We start from the raw sequence: 18589 nt of genomic DNA on the forward strand, positions 1-18589 counted from the left end.
ATCCATTAAAATGACCATTTCTATCTGGAGATTTAGTCACCTTATTCTGGCTTTAGTTTCTTCTGTATTTATAATTTTAGCTTCGGTTACTGGAATGATTTTGGCTTTTGAGCCCATTTCTAATCAGATGCAATCATATGGTTTTAATGAAGACACAACAGTTGCAGCAACAGTAAAAAGTTTAAGCAAACGCTATGATGAAATCATCACTGTCGAAATCGATGAGAATGATTTTGTTATAGCTTCTGTGATTACAAATGAAGGTAAAAGTGATACCTTTTACATCAACCCTGAAACAGGTGAAAAGCTAGGAAGCTTAATCGAAAAAGCACCTATTTTTAGTTTTGCAATCAATTTACATCGCTCACTATTTTTAAAATCTACAGGACGCTTTATTGTAGGTTTGGTGTCTTTCTTTTTAATTTTAATGGCGTTTTCTGGAATGATTTTAATAGCCAAAAGGCAAGGAGGTATTCGTCGATATTTTTCTAAAGTTATTAATGAAAACTTCGAACAATATTATCACGTCGTTCTTGGTCGTTGGATTTTAATTCCGATTGTGATTGTGGCATTTACAGGTGTATATTTGTCTTTAGAAAAATTTTCATTGCTTCCTGAAACCAAGATTAGTCATGAGTATCCTGAGCTTTCAACTTTAGAACTTGATAAAATTCCAATTTCAGATTTCGAAGTTTTTAAAAGCTTAAAGTTAACAGATGTAAAACGCTTAGAGTTTCCATTTTCTGAAGATGTAGAAGATTATTTCTTCATTAAGTTGAAAGACAAAGAACTTCTAGTCAATCAATATTCAGGAGTAATAGTAAGTGAGCAAAAATATCCATTAGTGCAATTAGTTTCACAGTGGAGTTTGTTTTTGCATACTGGTCAAGGTACCATTTTATGGTCTATTGTGTTGTTTTTAGTTTGTGTGACGTTATTGTTTTTTATCTATTCCGGATTTGCAATGACTTTAAAACGTAGAAAAAACACCAATATTCCAAAGAATAAATTTACTCAAGACACTTCAGAAATTATTATTCTTGTGGGTTCAGAAACAGGAAGTACGTTTCGTTTTGCGAGTTTGTTTTATGAAGCACTAATTACTCAAGGTAAATCCGTTTTTATTTCTGAAATGAATTCGTACACCAACTATCAACAAGCTAAACAGATTCTCATTTTTACATCCACTTATGGTGAAGGTGATGCGCCAATTAATGCGAATAGATTTAAACACTTAGTAACAACAATTCCTCAAAATAAAACTATAGATTATGCTATTGTAGGTTATGGATCTTTACTCTATCCTGACTATTGTAAATTTGCTGAAACTGTTGATGATGTATTGAAATCACATCAAGGTTTTCAGCAAAGCTCAGAAGTATTCAAAATCAATAATCAGTCCTTTGAAACTTTTCAAATTTGGGTGAATCAATGGAGTACAATTAATAATGTACAACTTCAGGTTAAGCAACCTTCTGTTAAATTGAATTCAAAAAATACAAGAGAATTTAAAGTGGTAAAACGCACAGACCTAAATTGTGATCAAACGTTTATATTACAATTAAAACCGAATAAAAAGGAGACATTTCATTCAGGAGATTTATTAGCATTTAGACCAGATGATAATCAAGCTGTTCGATATTATTCTGTAGCAAAAATAGGTGATGATGTATTGTTAAGTATCAAAAAGCATGAAAAAGGCTTGTGTTCTTCATATTTAAGTACACTTAAGGTTAATGACTTAGTTTCAGCAACTGTTAAACCTAATTCAGTGTTTCATGTTCCGAAGTCCTCAAAAGCTGTTGTTATGATTGCCAACGGAACTGGAATTGCACCTTTTTTAGGAATGATTGGTAGCAATTTATTACAAAAGGAAATTCATCTATTCTTAGGGTTACGTACTAAAACGTCTTTTGAACTTTATTCCACTTTAATTGAAAACGCATTGAATCAAAGTCAATTAAAAACTTGCCAAGTAGCTTATTCGCAAGAGCAAAAAGAAAAAATATATGTTCAGGATTTGATAGCTCAACAAGCTGATTTTATAGCAACACATTTAAAAAATGAAGGTGTTATAATGATTTGCGGATCCATAGTAATGCAAAATCAGGTCTTAAAACAATTAAGAGATATAACAAGCAGCAAACTTAATGTGTTATTGAGCGAATTTGAAGCCAATTCGCAAATTAAAATGGATTGCTATTAAAACTAAAGTGTATGTGTCATAGTGTGAAAGTATTATCAAAAGTGAGTCATGGTGAACTATCAATTTGTAACGAATGTAAGTTGTACCATTTAGAATTCAATAATGTCTATTTTGAATTTACTACGGCACAATTTAAAAGGTTTAAAAACTTTATTCTGACACTCGATGAAGCGTATTGGGAAACTAAATATGCAAACGCAAAAGTTAGCCGAAAAATTCCTATTCCTTCAAAGCAAACCAATTTGGTATTGATGTTCAATAGGTATGAAATTAGAGAGTTAAAACAGTTGTTTAAATTTGCATCAACTAATTGTTCATGGTATTTGTCAGTTGACGATATTGACTATAAATTAGTTTTGAATTGATTAGATTCTAAGCTGCTAACGTAGCTCTTTTAATCGTATAGATATTTGCGGTTAAGATTTAATCTGCTCTTAACAGTTTTCCTGATAATAGTTGTATCTTTGCATGCAATTATAACTGTAATTGCATCATGACAGCACACGAAAATAAAATTGTAGGAGAAGGTCTAACTTATGACGACGTACTCTTAGTTCCAGCATTTTCTGAAGTCTTACCTAGAGAAGTCAATATTCAAACCAAATTCACGCGTAACATTACAATAAATATTCCTGTAGTTTCTGCTGCAATGGATACGGTTACCGAAAGCAAAATGGCAATTGCCATGGCTCAAGAAGGAGGTATTGGAGTACTTCATAAAAATATGACTATCGATCAACAAGCCGAAAAAGTACGAAAAGTAAAACGTGCTGAAAGCGGTATGATTATAGACCCAGTTACTTTACCTTTAACTGCAAAAGTTTTAGATGCTAAACAAAATATGGCTGAACATAGCATTGGTGGAATTCCTATTGTGGATGATAATGGAACTTTAAAAGGTATCGTAACAAATCGTGATTTGCGTTTTGAGCATGAAAACGATAAAGCCATTATTGATGTGATGACCAGTAAAAACCTAGTGACTGCCTCAGTTGGAACGTCATTAAAAGATGCAGAGCTTATTCTTCAGCAAAATAAAATTGAAAAACTACTTATCGTTGATGATCACTATAAGTTAAAAGGTCTTATCACATTTAGAGACATTACTAAAGTGACTCAAAAACCTAATGCTAATAAAGATAGCTATGGTAGATTACGTGTTGCAGCAGCAATTGGCGTTACAGGAGATGCAGTAGATAGAACGGTTGCCTTAGTTAAAGCAGGAGTTGACGCTGTAATTATTGATACTGCTCATGGTCATACCAAAGGTGTTGTTATGGTATTAAAAGATATAAAAAAGAAATTTCCATCACTTGAAGTTATTGTTGGTAATATCGCTACTGGTGAAGCTGCAAAATATTTAGTCGACGCTGGAGCAGATGCTGTGAAAGTTGGAATAGGTCCTGGTTCAATTTGTACTACTCGTGTGGTTGCAGGTGTTGGTTTTCCACAATTTTCGGCTGTTTTAGAAGTGGCTGCAGCGATTAAAGGTTCTGGTGTTCCTGTAATTGCTGATGGTGGAATTCGTTATACTGGAGATATTCCTAAAGCCATTGCTGCTGGAGCTGATACTGTAATGTTAGGTTCTTTATTGGCTGGTACAAAAGAAAGTCCAGGTGAAACCATTATTTACGAAGGACGAAAATTTAAATCATATCGCGGAATGGGTTCTGTTGAAGCCATGAAACAAGGAAGTAAAGATCGTTATTTTCAAGATGTTGAAGACGATATTAAAAAATTAGTTCCTGAAGGTATTGTTGGTCGTGTGCCATATAAAGGTGAATTGGAAGAAAGTATTCATCAATTTATTGGTGGACTTAGAGCTGGAATGGGGTATTGTGGAGCAAAAGATGTGGAAACCTTAAAAGAAACTGGACGCTTTGTGAAAATTACGAGTTCAGGAATTAATGAAAGTCATCCTCATGATGTGACTATTACTAAAGAAGCTCCTAATTATTCAAGGTAATTTATTGTTAGATTTTTTACTGACAAGATGCGTTTGGAGGAATTAACTAAAATTTAGCAATTCAAAAAATCCAATAACTGTATCTTTACGTTTCAATAGAATTGTATTTATGCCAACCGACTGTATACCGTTTAGAGAGACCAATTATTTTTCGTCATTAATATGTGATTATTTAGATGAAAATGAACCTTTAAAACCGTTTTATAATCGCTTCCCAAAACTAGAAAACTTTAAAGCGCAGATTGAAGAAAAGCAATCCAGTTTTACTGATGAGTCTAGAACAGTTTTAGTTAAATCTCTTAATAAACAGTATCAAAATAGTGAGGTTTCAGACCTTACGCAAACCAATATCAATTTACTTCAAAACACGAATACGTTTACAGTTGTTACTGGTCATCAATTGAATTTATTTACAGGACCATTATACTTTTTTTACAAGATCATTTCTACGATAAATTTATGTAAAGAATTGAAAGTTCAATATCCTGAATACGACTTTGTACCTATCTATTGGATGGCTACTGAAGATCATGATTTTGAAGAAATTAATTATTTCAATTTTAAAGGAAAAAAAGTACAGTGGAGTAGAGATGCTTCAGGAGCTGTTGGTGAGTTAAATCTTAAAAGTTTAGACCTCGTTTTTGAAGTTTTTAGTGCTCAATTAAATGGAACAACGAATGCTTCAGAATTAAAAAAACGTTTTAAAGATGCTTATCTCAATCATTCTAATTTAGCGGAAGCCATGCATCAGCTTGTGAATGATTTATTTAAGGATTTCGGTTTAGTAATTGTTGATGGGAATGATAAAACTTTGAAACAACAATTCATTCCTTATGTTGAAGAGGAACTTGTAAAACAAACGTCTTTCTCAAAAGTTTCTGAAGCCAATGAAAACTTAAACGCCTTAGACGGAAACTATAAAATTCAAGTTAATCCAAGAGAAATAAACCTATTCTATATCACTGAAAATGTTAGAGAGCGCATTGTTGAAAAAGATACTATTTTTTATGTCAATAACACTGATGTTTCTTGGGATAAGAGTGAGATACTAAAAGAAGTCTATGACTTCCCAGAACGGTTTTCACCAAATGTGATTTTACGACCTTTATTTCAAGAAGTTGTCTTGCCTAATCTCTGTTACATTGGAGGAGGTGGAGAACTCGCTTATTGGTTGGAATTAAAATCTAATTTCGAAAGTCAAAATGTTGTGTTTCCAATGTTGTTGCTTCGTAATTCAGTAGTATTAATTACTGAAAAACAAAAACAAAAGCTAGATAAATTGCATGTTGAAGTTTCAGATTTATTCTTAAATCAAGAGGCACTAAAAACTAAAATAACGAAGCAGATTTCAGCAATAGATATTGATTTTTCATCGCAAGTACAACATTTGAAACAACAGTTTGAGGCATTATATGATTTAGCTGAAAAGACTGATGGTTCATTTATTGGTGCTGTTGCTGCTCAAGAACAAAAGCAAGTCAAAGGTTTAGAAAACTTAGAAAAACGACTTTTAAAGGCTCAAAAACGAAAATTATCTGATCATATTAGACGTGTTGTAGAGCTTCAAAATGAATTATTTCCTAATCAGAGTTTGCAAGAACGTTATATGAATTTTTCTGAGTTTTATTTAGACTATGGTTCTGAATTCATTCCGAAATTAATAGATAGTTTAAAACCATTAAAAGGTGAGTTTTCAATAGTTCAAGTGTAATGTTTTATGTTTTTAAAAGATCAACTCAATCGTAAACTTCAAATAAATGGAATTCCAGAACGCATTGTGAGTTTGGTGCCTTCTCAAACCGAGTTGTTAGTTGATTTAGGTTTAGAAGATGCCATTGTTGGTGTTACAAAATTCTGCATTCACCCTAAACATCTTCAAAAAGGAAAAACTATTGTTGGAGGAACTAAACAGGTTCATTTAGAGAAGATAAAAAAGCTCAATCCAGATGTGATTCTCTGTAATATGGAAGAAAACACTAAAGAAATGATTTCCGTATTAGAGAGCATTGCTCCAGTTCATATAAGTGATATTTATACAATTGATGATTGTTTGGAGCTTATAAAAATGTATGGTATTTTGTTTCATAAAATTGAAAAAGCAGAATCTATCGTTGCCGAAATCAAATTAAAAAGGAACGCTTTTGAATTGTTAATCTCAAATCGACCTAAACTAAATGTTGCTTATTTTATTTGGAAAAAACCTTGGATGGTTGCAGCAAATCAAACATTTATTAATGAAATGCTTTCAATTAATAATTTTAGAAATGTCTATCAAGATGTGAATCGTTATCCTGAAATCGGACTTCTAGAATTAAAAGAAAAACTACCAGATGTTATTTTATTATCGAGCGAGCCTTATCCGTTTAAAGACAGTGATATTGTTGGAATTAAATCGATGCTACCAGAAACAGAGGTTATAATTGTTGATGGAGAAGCGTTTTCTTGGTATGGCTCTCGACTGATAAAAGCCTTTGATTACTTTAAGGAATTACAAAATACGATATAGGTTTTGTGTTTACGTATGAGATTAGTTTTGTTGAACAGGATTAAAATCTCTTGCTAAAAACTTAAGCTTATTCATTTTGTGTAGTAGCTTAATCGCTTTATATTCCGAAAAATCACTAAGCGCACCATCTGTTTGTCTTAAATTATAAGCCTGCTCAACTAGAGTTTTATAACGTGTTAGTAACCTACTCTGATTATCTATGATTTTTTTTGCATCCTTCATTGCTAGCATATTAAGCTATTAAATGTAGATAAAAAATTATTAAAGAGCAAGAAAAATAGAGCACAAAAAAAATCGGTCTTAAGACAGAGACCGATTTTTTAACTAACTTTTCTAATTCAAATAAAAGATTGAAGATAACTTCTCCTCTAACTGGTACAAAGATGTCACAAAATGAGGACACCAACGTTAAGTTAGTATTAGCTTTGTATTAAGAATTTTTTTTGTGCCAATGTGAGAATTAACTAATTATTTATTGAAACGCTATTATGAAGTTTTAATTTTTATGTGTTTATTGCAAATTCTAATTTAAACAAGTCAAATTCTAATTCTCTACCTATTCTTTATTCTAACATAGTATATTTGATTAATAAACCTCATTAAGTTTTGAATAAAGTATTTCTCTTTTGCTTACTTATATTTAGTTGTTTTAAGATTCAATCTCAAAGCAAGGTTGCAGATAGTTTAATTATCATTGTGTCTCAAACAACCGATAAAGTTGACAAACTTCAACTTTTCAATCAAATTTCTAATGTTTATAAAACAAGTAGCGGAGAACAAGTAATTTTTTTTGGTGAAAAAGCACTTCAGCTTGCTAAAGAGCTAAACCTTAAACAAGAAGAAGGGTATGCTTATGTAAACTTAGGGAATGGTAATATTATAATAGGAAATTACGATAAAGCTGTTGATTGCTTTTTTAAAGCTAAAACACTATTTGAAATTGTATTAGAAAAAAATCCAACGGAAGACGTAAAGAAAAGTCTGGCCAGAGCATATGGAAGTATAGGAATTGTCTCTTCTGAGCAAAGTAATTACTCAAGAGCATTTCAATATTATTTAAAATCTATTAAGATTTATGAAGAGGTCAACGATGTAAATATGTTGTCACGTTTATATAATAACGTTGGTGTTGCATATAGATCACAAAAAGAATTTAGTAAAGCACTTCAGTATTTTGAAAAAGCTAAAGTCATTCAGCAACAATTAAATGATAGTAATATAGGCATTACATTAACAAATATTGCTAATTGCTATTTAGAGCTTAACACATATACTGAAGCGTATTCGTACTATAAAGAAGCAGGAAATGCCGTAAAAACCAATCCACGAGCACTGGGAGAATGGCATAATAGTATGGGATTATATTATAAAAAAACTAATAATATTGAAGCAGCTGTAGAACATTGGGATAAAGCTATTTTAGCGTTTAATAGTATAAATGATAAATTCGGAATTGCAGATACATACCTATTTAAAGGGCAATTGTTTTTAGAACAAAAACAATACAAAAAAGCCTTAGAAAATGCTTCAAAAGCCTTGAGTTTAGCAACCGAAACTAATGTGTTAGAACAAATAATACTTGCAGAAAAAGTGTTAAGTGCGGCAAACGAAAAGCAAAATAATTTATTTGAAGCTTTAAGACATTATAAATTATACGCAACATTTCAGGATTCCCTATTAAATGACCAGAGTATAAGGAAAGGTGTTCAAGCAGAAATGAATTTTGAATATGAGAAAAAGGAAAGTTTAGAAAAATTAGAACGTGAAAAGCAACAATTAATTATAGTAGAGGAAGCAAAACAAAGCAGATTGAGATTGATTTTCATTAGTGTTGCTGCTTTATTACTGTGTGGTTTTATCTTTTTGTATTTCAATAAAATGCAACTAAAAAAGCGTTTAACCTTGCAAAATGAATTAATTGCTTACGAGCAAAAAGCATTGCATTTACAAATGAATCCGCATTTTATTTTTAATTGTTTAGGCGCAATTTCAGGATTTATTATAAATAACGGAACAGATCATGCCATTAAGTATTTGGCAAAATTTTCTAAGTTAATGCGCTTAACATTAGAGTATTCTAAGGAAGCACTTATTCCTATTGAAAAAGAAATTGAAAGTCTTCAGAATTATTTGGAGCTTGAACAATTACGTTTTAATAATGTTTTTGATTTCAATATTACAAAGAGTAATACAATCGAAGATGCGGTTGCAATTTCTCCTTTATTAATTCAGCCTTTAGTGGAAAATGGCATCATTCACGGTCTGGTTGCTAAAAAAGAAAAAGGAAAAATAACTATAGATTTTTCTACAAAACAGAATATGATTATTTGTACAATACAAGATAATGGTATTGGTATAGACAATTCAGTTAGGCTAAAGGAAGATTCAGTGCAAATACATAAATCAATGGCGTTAAAGATTATCGAGAAACGTTTAAAAATGATTTCTAAAATAGCAAATACACAAGCGAGTTTAGATTGTCATCAAATTAATGATGCCAATGGTAACAGTTTGGGCACAAAAGTAATTATTAGCATACCAATTCAATACATAGACTAAAATGATAACAGCAATAATAATAGATGATGATATTAATTTGCGTAATGGTATGAAGGGCTTGCTTCAACGTTATGCGCCAGAAATTGACGTAATAGGTGAGGCAGACGATGTTCAAAATGGTGCTGCTGAAATTCTAACCAAGAAGCCTCAGGTTGTATTTTTAGATATACAATTAATTAATGGTACTGGCTTTGACATTTTAGAACACATAATTAAAGTAGAAGGCAAGATAAATACAAATATTGTATTTATCACTGCACATGAAAAATATGCAATAAAAGCATTTCGTTTTTCAGCGTTAGACTTTTTGTTAAAACCAGTGGATCCAGATGAATTAAAACAAGTCGTTAACAAAATAAAGAACAGTATTGAACGCGCCTCCAGTTTTTCTAATATAGATTTATTGTTAGAAAATATCAGTAAGAAAGTGGATACGTTTAAACGTATTGCTTTATCGACTTCCGAAGGTATTCATCTTTTTGAAATTGGAAATATTATAAGGTGCGAAAGTGAAGACAATTATACCAAGTTTTATATAAAAAATCAAAAACCAGTTCTAATTTCAAAAACATTAAAAGAATATGATGAGTTGTTAAGTGAACACGGTTTTGAACGCATACATCAAAGTCATCTTATTAATATAATGTATTTAAAAACGTATATAAAAAAAGATGGTGGTTATATCATAATGGAAGATGGTTCTCAGTTACCAGTGTCACAACGCAAACGTGATCGTTTAAAGGAATTACTAAACACCATGTAATCGAATTCTAAATGAAAAGTGTCAAATTCTAAATAACCTATTGATAACTTAAGTTGTTGGGTTAACTTTAAATAATAAATAAAATAATTGCTATGAAAAGTATAACATCTATATCCTTTCTATTTTTAATGTTTCTATCAAGCTCTGCTTTTGCTCAAATAGTTGATATACCTGATGCTAATTTTAAGAATGCTTTACTAACTACAAATTGTGTTGATACAAATGGAAACGGTTATGGTAACATTGATGCAGATTTGAATGACGATGGTGAAATTCAAGTCACTGAAGCTGAGGCTGTTTTGGGCCTGGTACTTAATAGTCAAAATATTGTTTCTTTAGAAGGGATTGCCGCTTTTATAAATCTTGAGAGCCTTAATTGTAGTTTTAATAATATAGTGACCTTAGAAGGTATTTCTAATTTGGCCAATTTACATAGTTTGGATTGCAGTTATAATGACATTACCGAATTAGATATGAACTTCATGACAGAAGTAGTGGAATTTGATTGTTCTAGTAATGACTTTACAAGTCTTAATTGGTCAGCATTAACGAATATTAGTGTTGGTTTTACATGCACAAATACCAACTTTTTAACATCTGTGGATTTAAGTAATTTGGTACACGCCAATTATATTTCTTTTCAAGATAATGGAGCGCTTACGAGTCTTAATTTAGACAGTTTAGCATCGGCTGGATCATTTCGGTTTGTGCAAAACAACGATATGCTCAATTTAGATGTAAGTAGTTTACTTAGTGCGAATAGCTTGAGAATTACCTTTAATGATGATTTAATTACAGTTGATTTAAGTGGATTGCAAACAGTTTCAGAGCTCTTAAGATTGAGCGATATGGATGTGAATCTTACGACCGTAGACTTAAGTAGTTTAACCTCTGTTGGAGGGTTTTTGTGCTCAAATGCGAGTGCTTTAAGTACACTCAATTTGAATAATTTGCAAACGGTTTTAGATTTTACCACAACAACTAATGTTGGTAGTGGCGATTTTGTGTTAGTCAATGCATCTAGTATAACTAATTTGGAATTAGGGAACTTGGAAAGTGTTTTTAATGATTTTAATATTTCAGGAAGTTTTGGTGATCTAAACCTGAGCACTTTAACATTTGTTGGACATGATGTGACAATTCAAGGACCTATACAGACAACAGATCTGAGTGGATTAATAAATATTGGGAACGATTTTGAATATGGTAGCAGTATTCCTGGAGTTATAGATTTGTCTAGTTTGGTTTCTGTACAAGATATAATTGCCAATGATGCAGACCTAACAGCTATTGACTTAACTAGTTTAACTAACATGGCAGATTTAGAGTTAGATGGAAACTCATTAACTAGTTTAGATTTAAGTAGCTTATTAGATGCAAATGATATTAATGTTAGTGGTAATGATTTAACGAGTATTAATGTAGATAATCTTATTAATGTTCAATCTAATTTTGACGCTACTGAAAATCAACTTTCATCTCTAGATGTAACGAGTGCTACCTATATAGGGATTTTAGACTTAGGTCTTAATCCAATTGTGAATATCGATTTTGGAAATTTAACAATGTTCATTTTTAAACTCTCGTTTGGAAGTCAAATCCAAAGTTTAGATTTAAATAATGTTGATGTTACGAGCTATATTAACGTTCAAAGTAATCCGCAATTAGAATATTTATTTGTGAAAAATGGAACAGATTCGAATAACCTTTATTTGGCAGGACTACCTAATCTTCGCTATATCTGTGTAGATGATGATGAAATTGATCAGGTACAAACAGTTATAGACGATTTAGGCTATACTAATTGTAATTTAAATACCTATTGCTCATTTGTTCCTGGAGGTGATTACAATACCATTACTGGAAATATAGCATTTGATAACGATAATAATGGCTGTGATAGTAATGATGATGCGTTTCCGTTTATTAAAATAAATATAAATGATGGTGTAAACGATGGAGCGACATTTACAACTAACACAGGAGAATACTTTTTTTATACTGATGATGGAACGTTCACAGTCACACCAGATATTGAAAATCCAACATTTTTTAATTTGGCACCAATTGATGCAACTATTAATTTTCCTGATATAAATAATAATATAGAGCTACAAGATTTTTGCATAACGCCTAATGGCATTCATCCAGATATTGAGATTGTAATTGCGCCTAGCATTCCAGCAAGACCTGGTTTTGATGCAGAATACGTTATTACTTATAAGAATAAGGGGAATCAAACCGTTTCAGGAGATGTTCTAGTAAATTATAATGATGCAGTTCTGGATTATGTAAGTAGTACAGAGATTCCCACAACTCAAGCAGTGGGTGCACTTAGTTGGGATTATGCCAATTTATTACCATTTGAAAGTCGAAGTATTTACCTCATCCTAAATGTTAATGATCCTACAGAAACACCAGCTGTTAATATTGACGATGAATTAGAATTTACAGCAACTGTAAGTCCAATAGCAGGAGACGATTTGCCTTCAGACAATGTTTTTAATTTTAATCAAATTGTCGTAGGTTCTTTTGATCCAAATGATATTAATTGTGTGGAAGGTGACCTGGTTGGAGCTACAGAAATAGGAAACTATTTGCATTATATAGTTCGTTTTGAAAATACAGGTAATGCTCCTGCAGAAAATGTTGTTGTAAAAATAGAAGTAGATCCAACACAATTTGACATTAACTCATTACGATTACTCAGTAGTTCTCATGATGTAGATGTCAAGGTGACAAATAACACTTTAGAATTAATTTTCGAATCTATTTATTTAGAAGCTACTGGAGGTCACGGAAACATTTTATTAAGAATGAGAACCAAACAGGATTTAGTAACTAATGATACCGTTACTAAAGATGCTGAGATTTTCTTTGATTATAATTTTCCAATAGAAACCAATGATGCTAATACCACATTTGCAGCATTAAGTAATCCCGATTATGCGATAGACAATACTATAAACCTTTACCCTAATCCAGTAAAAAACATGCTAAACATTAAGGCAAAGAATACGATTGAGACTATTTCATTATTTGATGTTCAAGGTAGGTTGTTGCAAACTAAAATAGATTCTAATACAGAAATAGAATTAGATATGTCAACACGTAGCAACGGAATCTATTTTGTGAAAATACTAACAGATAAAGGCGTTTACGTAGAGAAAATCATTAAAGAATAGATAATGAACTAAGAGGTTGTCTAAAAAGTGATTAATGATGTCATTCAGAGCAAAGCGATGAATCTTAATTTTTTTAAAATCAAATCATTATGATTTCAAGAGATTTTTCATTTTATTTAGAAGGACACTTTTTAGACAGTATCTTTATTATTAATCTTGCAACGCAAAAACCTTACGAAGTAAGTCTGTAGTTCTTGATGATACTTTATTACGAATCTCTTTTTCTTCAACAGCAATCATTGTGTAAACACCTTTTAAGGCTTCACCTGTAACGTAGTCTGTTAAATCTGGATTTACATTATTGGTTAATGGGATTGCATTGTATTTATTAATAAGATTAGCCCAAATTTGATCAGCTCCAACCTTGCTAAAGCTAGTATTGATCACAGGTTTAAATTTATTATATAACTCCGTTTGTGTTTTACCTGTTAAGTATTGTGTTGCAGCATTATCATTTCCTAATAAAATGTTTTTAGCATCATTAAAAGTGATGTCTTTTACTGCACTAACAAAAATTGGTGTAGCTTCTTTTACAGCGTCTTCTGCTGCTCTATTTAGCACTTTAAGACCTTCATCAGCTAAATTCCCTAAACCGATGTCACGTAAACCTTTGTCAATTTTTTGTAATTCTTCAGGTAATAAGATTTTAACCAATTCATTTTTAAAAAAACCGTTCTTAAGAGTAAGTTTGCTAACCTGTTTGTCAATTCCTAAATCTAAGGCTTGGCGTAAACCTGCAGCCATATCTGCATTACTCAATATAGATCCAGTTTGTTGAGGTAATTGGTCAACAACACTTTGTAATTCTGCACATGCAGTAAGATTCAAAATAAGTACAAAAGCTAATAATTTACGCATCATGATTTATTGATTTTAAGTTTACAAATATAAGTGTTTAATTGAATTTGTAGTACATAAATATTAAGAGACATTTTTTTTAAATTGGTCACTTTAAATAGTTTAAAATTAGTTGAGCCTTAATAGAAAATAATAGTTTTGTTATTATAAACCATTACTTTTCTATTGATATGATGTTTAATGGCTGTCGCTAAAACTATTTTTTCTAAATCTCGTCCTTTTGTGATTAAATCGTCTATAGAGTGTGTATGCGTTACTCTGGCTACATCTTGTTCTATAATAGGACCTGCATCTAATTCTTCTGTAATATAATGGCTGGTAGCTCCAATGATTTTCACACCTCGCTTTAAAGCAGAATGATAAGGTTTTGCGCCAACAAATGCAGGTAGGAAAGAATGATGGATATTGATAATTTTATTTTGAAATTGGTCTATTAATTTTCTTGAAACAATTTGCATATATCGAGCTAAAACTATAAAATCAATATTATGAGAATTTAATAAATCTAGCTGTTTGTTTTCAGCATCTTGTTTAGTGCTTTTTGAAACTGGAATATGATAAAATGGAATGTTAAAATTTTGTGCTATATATTCTAAATCTTGGTGATTGCTCACAATAAAAGGTATTTCGCAATGTAATTCTCCTGAATTATATCTGCTTAAAATATCATAAAGACAGTGGTCATACTTCGAAACAAAAATGGCCATTTTGGGTTTGTCTTTAGCATCATAAATACGCCATTTCATTTTAAATTTTGAAGCCAAAACAGTAATAAATTCAGTTTTAAATGTGTCAATTGAAAATGAATTGAACTCACTTTCTAATCGCATAAAAAATATGTTTTGTTCTCGATCGACGTGCTGATCAATATATACGATATTTCCACTCTTATTCGCAATAAAGCTTGTAACAGATGCAATGATACCAGATTGGTCTTTACAATGAATTTGAATTGTAATTTTTTTCACTTAATCTTCCTTTTTAATCAAACTAAGGTAGTATAAATTCAGTATGAGCCTTATCAAAATTAAACTTTTAGATATTTTATTATAAACCCTTATGTTTTTTGAATATTCCGTAAATTTGTAACCTTTAAAACACATAATTTTACGAATGAAGCAAGTCGCACCATACAACCCGAAATATAAAGTTAGAATAGTTACTGCAGCATCATTGTTTGATGGTCACGACGCATCAATAAATATCATGCGGAGAATCATTCAAGCTACTGGTGTTGAAGTCATACACTTAGGTCATGATAGAAGTGTTGAAGAAGTAGTAAACACTGCGATTCAAGAAGATGTGAATGCTATTTGTTTAACGTCATATCAAGGTGGTCATAATGAGTATTTTAAATATATGTATGATCTTTTGAAAGAAAGAGGAGCTGATCATATTAAAATCTTTGGAGGTGGAGGAGGCGTCATTCTTCCTTCGGAAATTAAAGAACTTATGGATTATGGTATTGCACGAATTTATTCTCCAGATGATGGAAGAGAAATGGGATTGCAAGGTATGATTAACGATTTGGTTCAGCAATCAGATTTTGCAATTGGTGACACTTTAAATAGTGAAATTGACAACCTTCCTAAGAAAAATCCTAAAGCGATTGCTAGAGTGATTTCTTCTGCTGAAAATTTTCCAGAAGTCGCTAAAGACACGTTAGATAAAATTCATACTAAAAATAAAAATTCTATTACACCAGTGCTCGGTATTACAGGAACAGGTGGTGCAGGGAAGTCAAGTTTAGTTGATGAACTTGTGCGTCGTTTCTTGATTGATTTTCCAGAAAAAACAATTGGCATTGTTTCCGTTGACCCTTCGAAACGAAAAACAGGAGGTGCACTTTTAGGTGATCGTATTCGCATGAATGCTATCAATTCTCCTAGAGTTTATATGAGAAGTTTAGCAACACGACAATCTAATTTAGCATTGTCTAAATATGTAAATGAAGCTGTTCAAGTTTTAAAAGCATCAGAATTTGATTTAATCATATTAGAAACCTCAGGTATCGGACAATCAGATACCGAAATCATAGAGCATAGTGATGTGTCACTTTACGTCATGACTCCAGAATTTGGAGCAGCAACTCAGCTTGAGAAAATTGATATGCTTGATTTTGCAGATTTGGTTGCCATTAATAAGTTTGATAAACGTGGTTCTTTAGATGCATTAAGAGATGTAAAGAAACAGTATATGCGAAACAATAATCTTTGGGATACACCTCAAGATGAGTTACCTGTTTTTGGTACTATTGCCTCTCAGTTTAATGATCCAGGAATGAATACGCTTTACAAAGCTATTATGGATAAGCTTGTTGAGAAAACGAAGACCGATTTACAATCAACTTTCCTTATCTCTGATGAGATGAGCGAGAAGATCTTTGTGATTCCTCCTGCAAGAACACGTTATTTGTCTGAGATAGCTGAAAATAATCGTGCCTACGATAAAACAGCAAATAATCAAATTGAAGTAGCTCAAAAGCTTTATGGGATTTATAAAACCATTGAATCTGTTGCTGGAAATGCACCACAATTAGATAAAGCAGGAATTGAAAGTGAGTCTGTCAATCCGATTATAGTCGAGAACAAAGCCTTCATTAAGCTACTTGTTGGAGAATTCGATAGAGTAAAACTCAACCTAGACCCATATAACTGGGAAGTGATTACTGGTTGGGACGAAAAAGTAAACAAGTATAAAAATCCTATCTATTCCTTTAAAGTGAGAGATAAGGAGATTAAAATTGAAACTCAGACAGAGTCATTGTCTCATACGAAAATTCCTAAAGTCGCTCTGCCTAAGTATCAAGCTTGGGGAGATATTTTAAGATGGACTCTACAAGAAAATGTACCAGGAGAATTTCCATTTACAGCAGGATTATATCCTTTTAAACGCACAGGTGAAGATCCTGCTCGAATGTTTGCTGGCGAAGGTGGTCCAGAACGTACCAATCGTCGTTTTCATTATGTGAGTATGGGATTGCCTGCAAAGCGTTTGTCTACAGCATTTGACAGTGTAACACTCTACGGAAATGATCCAGATCACAGACCAGATATCTACGGAAAAATAGGTAATGCTGGTGTGTCAATCTGCTGTTTAGACGATGCTAAGAAACTATATTCTGGTTTTGATTTGGCAAATGTAATGACCTCAGTTAGTATGACGATTAATGGTCCTGCTCCAATGTTGTTAGGCTTTTTTATGAATGCTGCAATAGACCAACAATGTGAGCTTTATATCAAAGAAAATAACTTAGAGAAAGAGGTTGAAACTAAAATAACTAAGCTTTATAAAGACAAAGAACGTCCATCTTATAATGGCGAATTGCCAAAAGGGAATAACGGTTTAGGTTTAATGCTACTTGGAGTTACAGGTGACCAAGTGTTGCCAATAGACATTTATTTAGATATTAAAACAAAAACAATTGCTCAAGTTAGAGGAACGGTTCAAGCAGATATTTTAAAAGAAGATCAAGCACAAAACACTTGTATTTTTTCTACGGAATTTGCATTGCGTTTAATGGGAGACGTTCAAGAGTACTTCATTGATAATAATGTGCGTAACTTCTATAGTGTGTCTATTTCAGGATATCATATAGCTGAAGCTGGAGCAAATCCAATTTCACAATTGGCATTTACATTATCAAACGGATTTACTTACGTTGAATACTACTTGTCGAGAGGTATGGATATCAATAAATTTGGACCTAACTTATCGTTCTTTTTCTCAAACGGAATAGATCCAGAATACGCAGTCATTGGTCGTGTAGCTCGTAAGATTTGGTCTAAAGCTATGAAGCATAAGTATGGTGCAAATTCAAGAGCCCAAATGTTGAAATACCATATTCAAACGTCTGGTAGAAGTTTACATGCTCAAGAAATCGATTTTAATGATATTCGAACAACGCTTCAAGCTTTATATGCAATTTATGACAACTGTAACTCATTGCATACTAATGCGTATGATGAAGCTATTACAACACCAACTGAAGAATCGGTTCGTCGTGCGATGGCTATTCAGTTGATTATTAATAAAGAATTAGGTTTAAATAAAAATGAAAACCCAATTCAAGGGGCTTTTATTATCGAAGAACTAACAGATTTAGTTGAAGAAGCTGTGCTTTTAGAATTTGATCGTATCACAGAACGTGGTGGTGTTTTAGGAGCTATGGAAACCATGTATCAACGTTCTAAAATTCAAGAAGAAAGCTTGTATTATGAAACGCTTAAGCATAATGGTGATTTTCCAATTATTGGAGTAAATACATTTTTGAGTAGTACAGGATCTCCAACGGTTTTACCTGCGGAAGTGATTCGTGCCACTGAAGAAGAAAAGCAATTCCAGATAAAAACTTTAGAGAATCTTCATAAAGCGAATGATACAACTCAATTACTGAAAGATTTACAACTTAAAGCCGTTAATAACGAAAACATATTTGAAGCTTTAATGGATGTATGTAAAGTGTGTTCTTTAGGAGAAATTACTTCAGCTTTGTTTGAAGTAGGCGGTCAGTATCGCAGAAATATGTAATTTTATATAAACCATT

At 31.9% G+C, this 18589-nt stretch carries 12 protein-coding genes; 9 read left to right on the top strand and 3 right to left on the bottom strand.

What is annotated here, in order from left to right; genetic code table 11:
- Positions 1-10: 10 nt before the first annotated feature.
- The 5 genes from MUN68_RS04035 to MUN68_RS04055 all read left to right on the top strand — a co-directional run bounded on the left by MUN68_RS04035 (position 11) and on the right by MUN68_RS04055 (position 6678).
- Entirely contained in the window at positions 11-2206 is a 2196-nt protein-coding gene (locus MUN68_RS04035; protein WP_249995436.1) for a PepSY domain-containing protein, read from the top strand.
- A 23-nt stretch (positions 2207-2229) separates the two neighbouring features.
- Positions 2230-2571, top strand: a complete 342-nt coding sequence (locus MUN68_RS04040; protein ID WP_272792397.1) for a DUF6686 family protein — start codon at positions 2230-2232, stop codon at positions 2569-2571.
- Positions 2572-2699: 128 nt separating this feature from the next.
- The gene (guaB, locus tag MUN68_RS04045) at positions 2700-4172 is read left to right on the top strand and encodes an IMP dehydrogenase (RefSeq protein ID WP_249995437.1); all 1473 of its coding nucleotides are present in this window, start codon (positions 2700-2702) and stop codon (positions 4170-4172) included.
- Between the two features lie 109 nt (positions 4173-4281).
- Entirely contained in the window at positions 4282-5883 is a 1602-nt protein-coding gene (gene bshC, locus MUN68_RS04050) for a bacillithiol biosynthesis cysteine-adding enzyme BshC (RefSeq protein ID WP_249995438.1), read from the top strand.
- A gap of 6 nt (positions 5884-5889) precedes the next feature.
- Positions 5890-6678 carry an ABC transporter substrate-binding protein gene (locus MUN68_RS04055; protein WP_249995439.1) on the top strand — a complete coding sequence of 263 codons (789 nt, stop codon included), beginning with the start codon at positions 5890-5892 and terminating at the stop codon, positions 6676-6678.
- A gap of 21 nt (positions 6679-6699) precedes the next feature.
- Here MUN68_RS04055 and MUN68_RS04060 read toward each other — a convergent pair whose 3' ends face one another.
- Positions 6700-6900, bottom strand: coding sequence for a Lacal_2735 family protein (locus MUN68_RS04060; RefSeq protein WP_249995440.1), 201 nt, complete (start codon positions 6898-6900; stop codon positions 6700-6702).
- A gap of 384 nt (positions 6901-7284) precedes the next feature.
- Between MUN68_RS04060 and MUN68_RS04065 the strand changes: the two genes are divergently transcribed.
- The 3 genes from MUN68_RS04065 (at position 7285) to MUN68_RS04075 (ending at position 13185) form a co-directional block, all read left to right on the top strand.
- Complete coding sequence (locus MUN68_RS04065; RefSeq protein WP_249995441.1) at positions 7285-9237, top strand: tetratricopeptide repeat-containing sensor histidine kinase; 1953 nt, start codon at positions 7285-7287, stop codon at positions 9235-9237.
- Position 9238: 1 nt separating this feature from the next.
- Entirely contained in the window at positions 9239-10000 is a 762-nt protein-coding gene (locus MUN68_RS04070; RefSeq protein WP_249995442.1) for a LytR/AlgR family response regulator transcription factor, read from the top strand.
- 92 nt (positions 10001-10092) lie between these two features.
- The gene (locus tag MUN68_RS04075; protein ID WP_249995443.1) at positions 10093-13185 is read left to right on the top strand and encodes a DUF7619 domain-containing protein; all 3093 of its coding nucleotides are present in this window, start codon (positions 10093-10095) and stop codon (positions 13183-13185) included.
- A gap of 150 nt (positions 13186-13335) precedes the next feature.
- Here the strand turns inward: MUN68_RS04075 and MUN68_RS04080 are convergent, their stop codons facing one another.
- Positions 13336-14043, bottom strand: a complete 708-nt coding sequence (locus MUN68_RS04080; protein ID WP_394357641.1) for a DUF4197 domain-containing protein — start codon at positions 14041-14043, stop codon at positions 13336-13338.
- Between the two features lie 119 nt (positions 14044-14162).
- Complete coding sequence (purU, locus tag MUN68_RS04085) at positions 14163-15011, bottom strand: formyltetrahydrofolate deformylase (RefSeq protein WP_249995445.1); 849 nt, start codon at positions 15009-15011, stop codon at positions 14163-14165.
- Positions 15012-15156: 145 nt separating this feature from the next.
- Here purU and MUN68_RS04090 point away from each other — a divergent pair, with 145 nt between their 5' ends.
- Positions 15157-18573, top strand: a complete 3417-nt coding sequence (locus MUN68_RS04090; protein ID WP_249995446.1) for a methylmalonyl-CoA mutase family protein — start codon at positions 15157-15159, stop codon at positions 18571-18573.
- Positions 18574-18589: the final 16 nt, after the last annotated feature.

Source organism: Psychroserpens ponticola, assembly GCF_023556315.2.
GTDB classification, from domain to species: domain Bacteria; phylum Bacteroidota; class Bacteroidia; order Flavobacteriales; family Flavobacteriaceae; genus Psychroserpens; species Psychroserpens ponticola.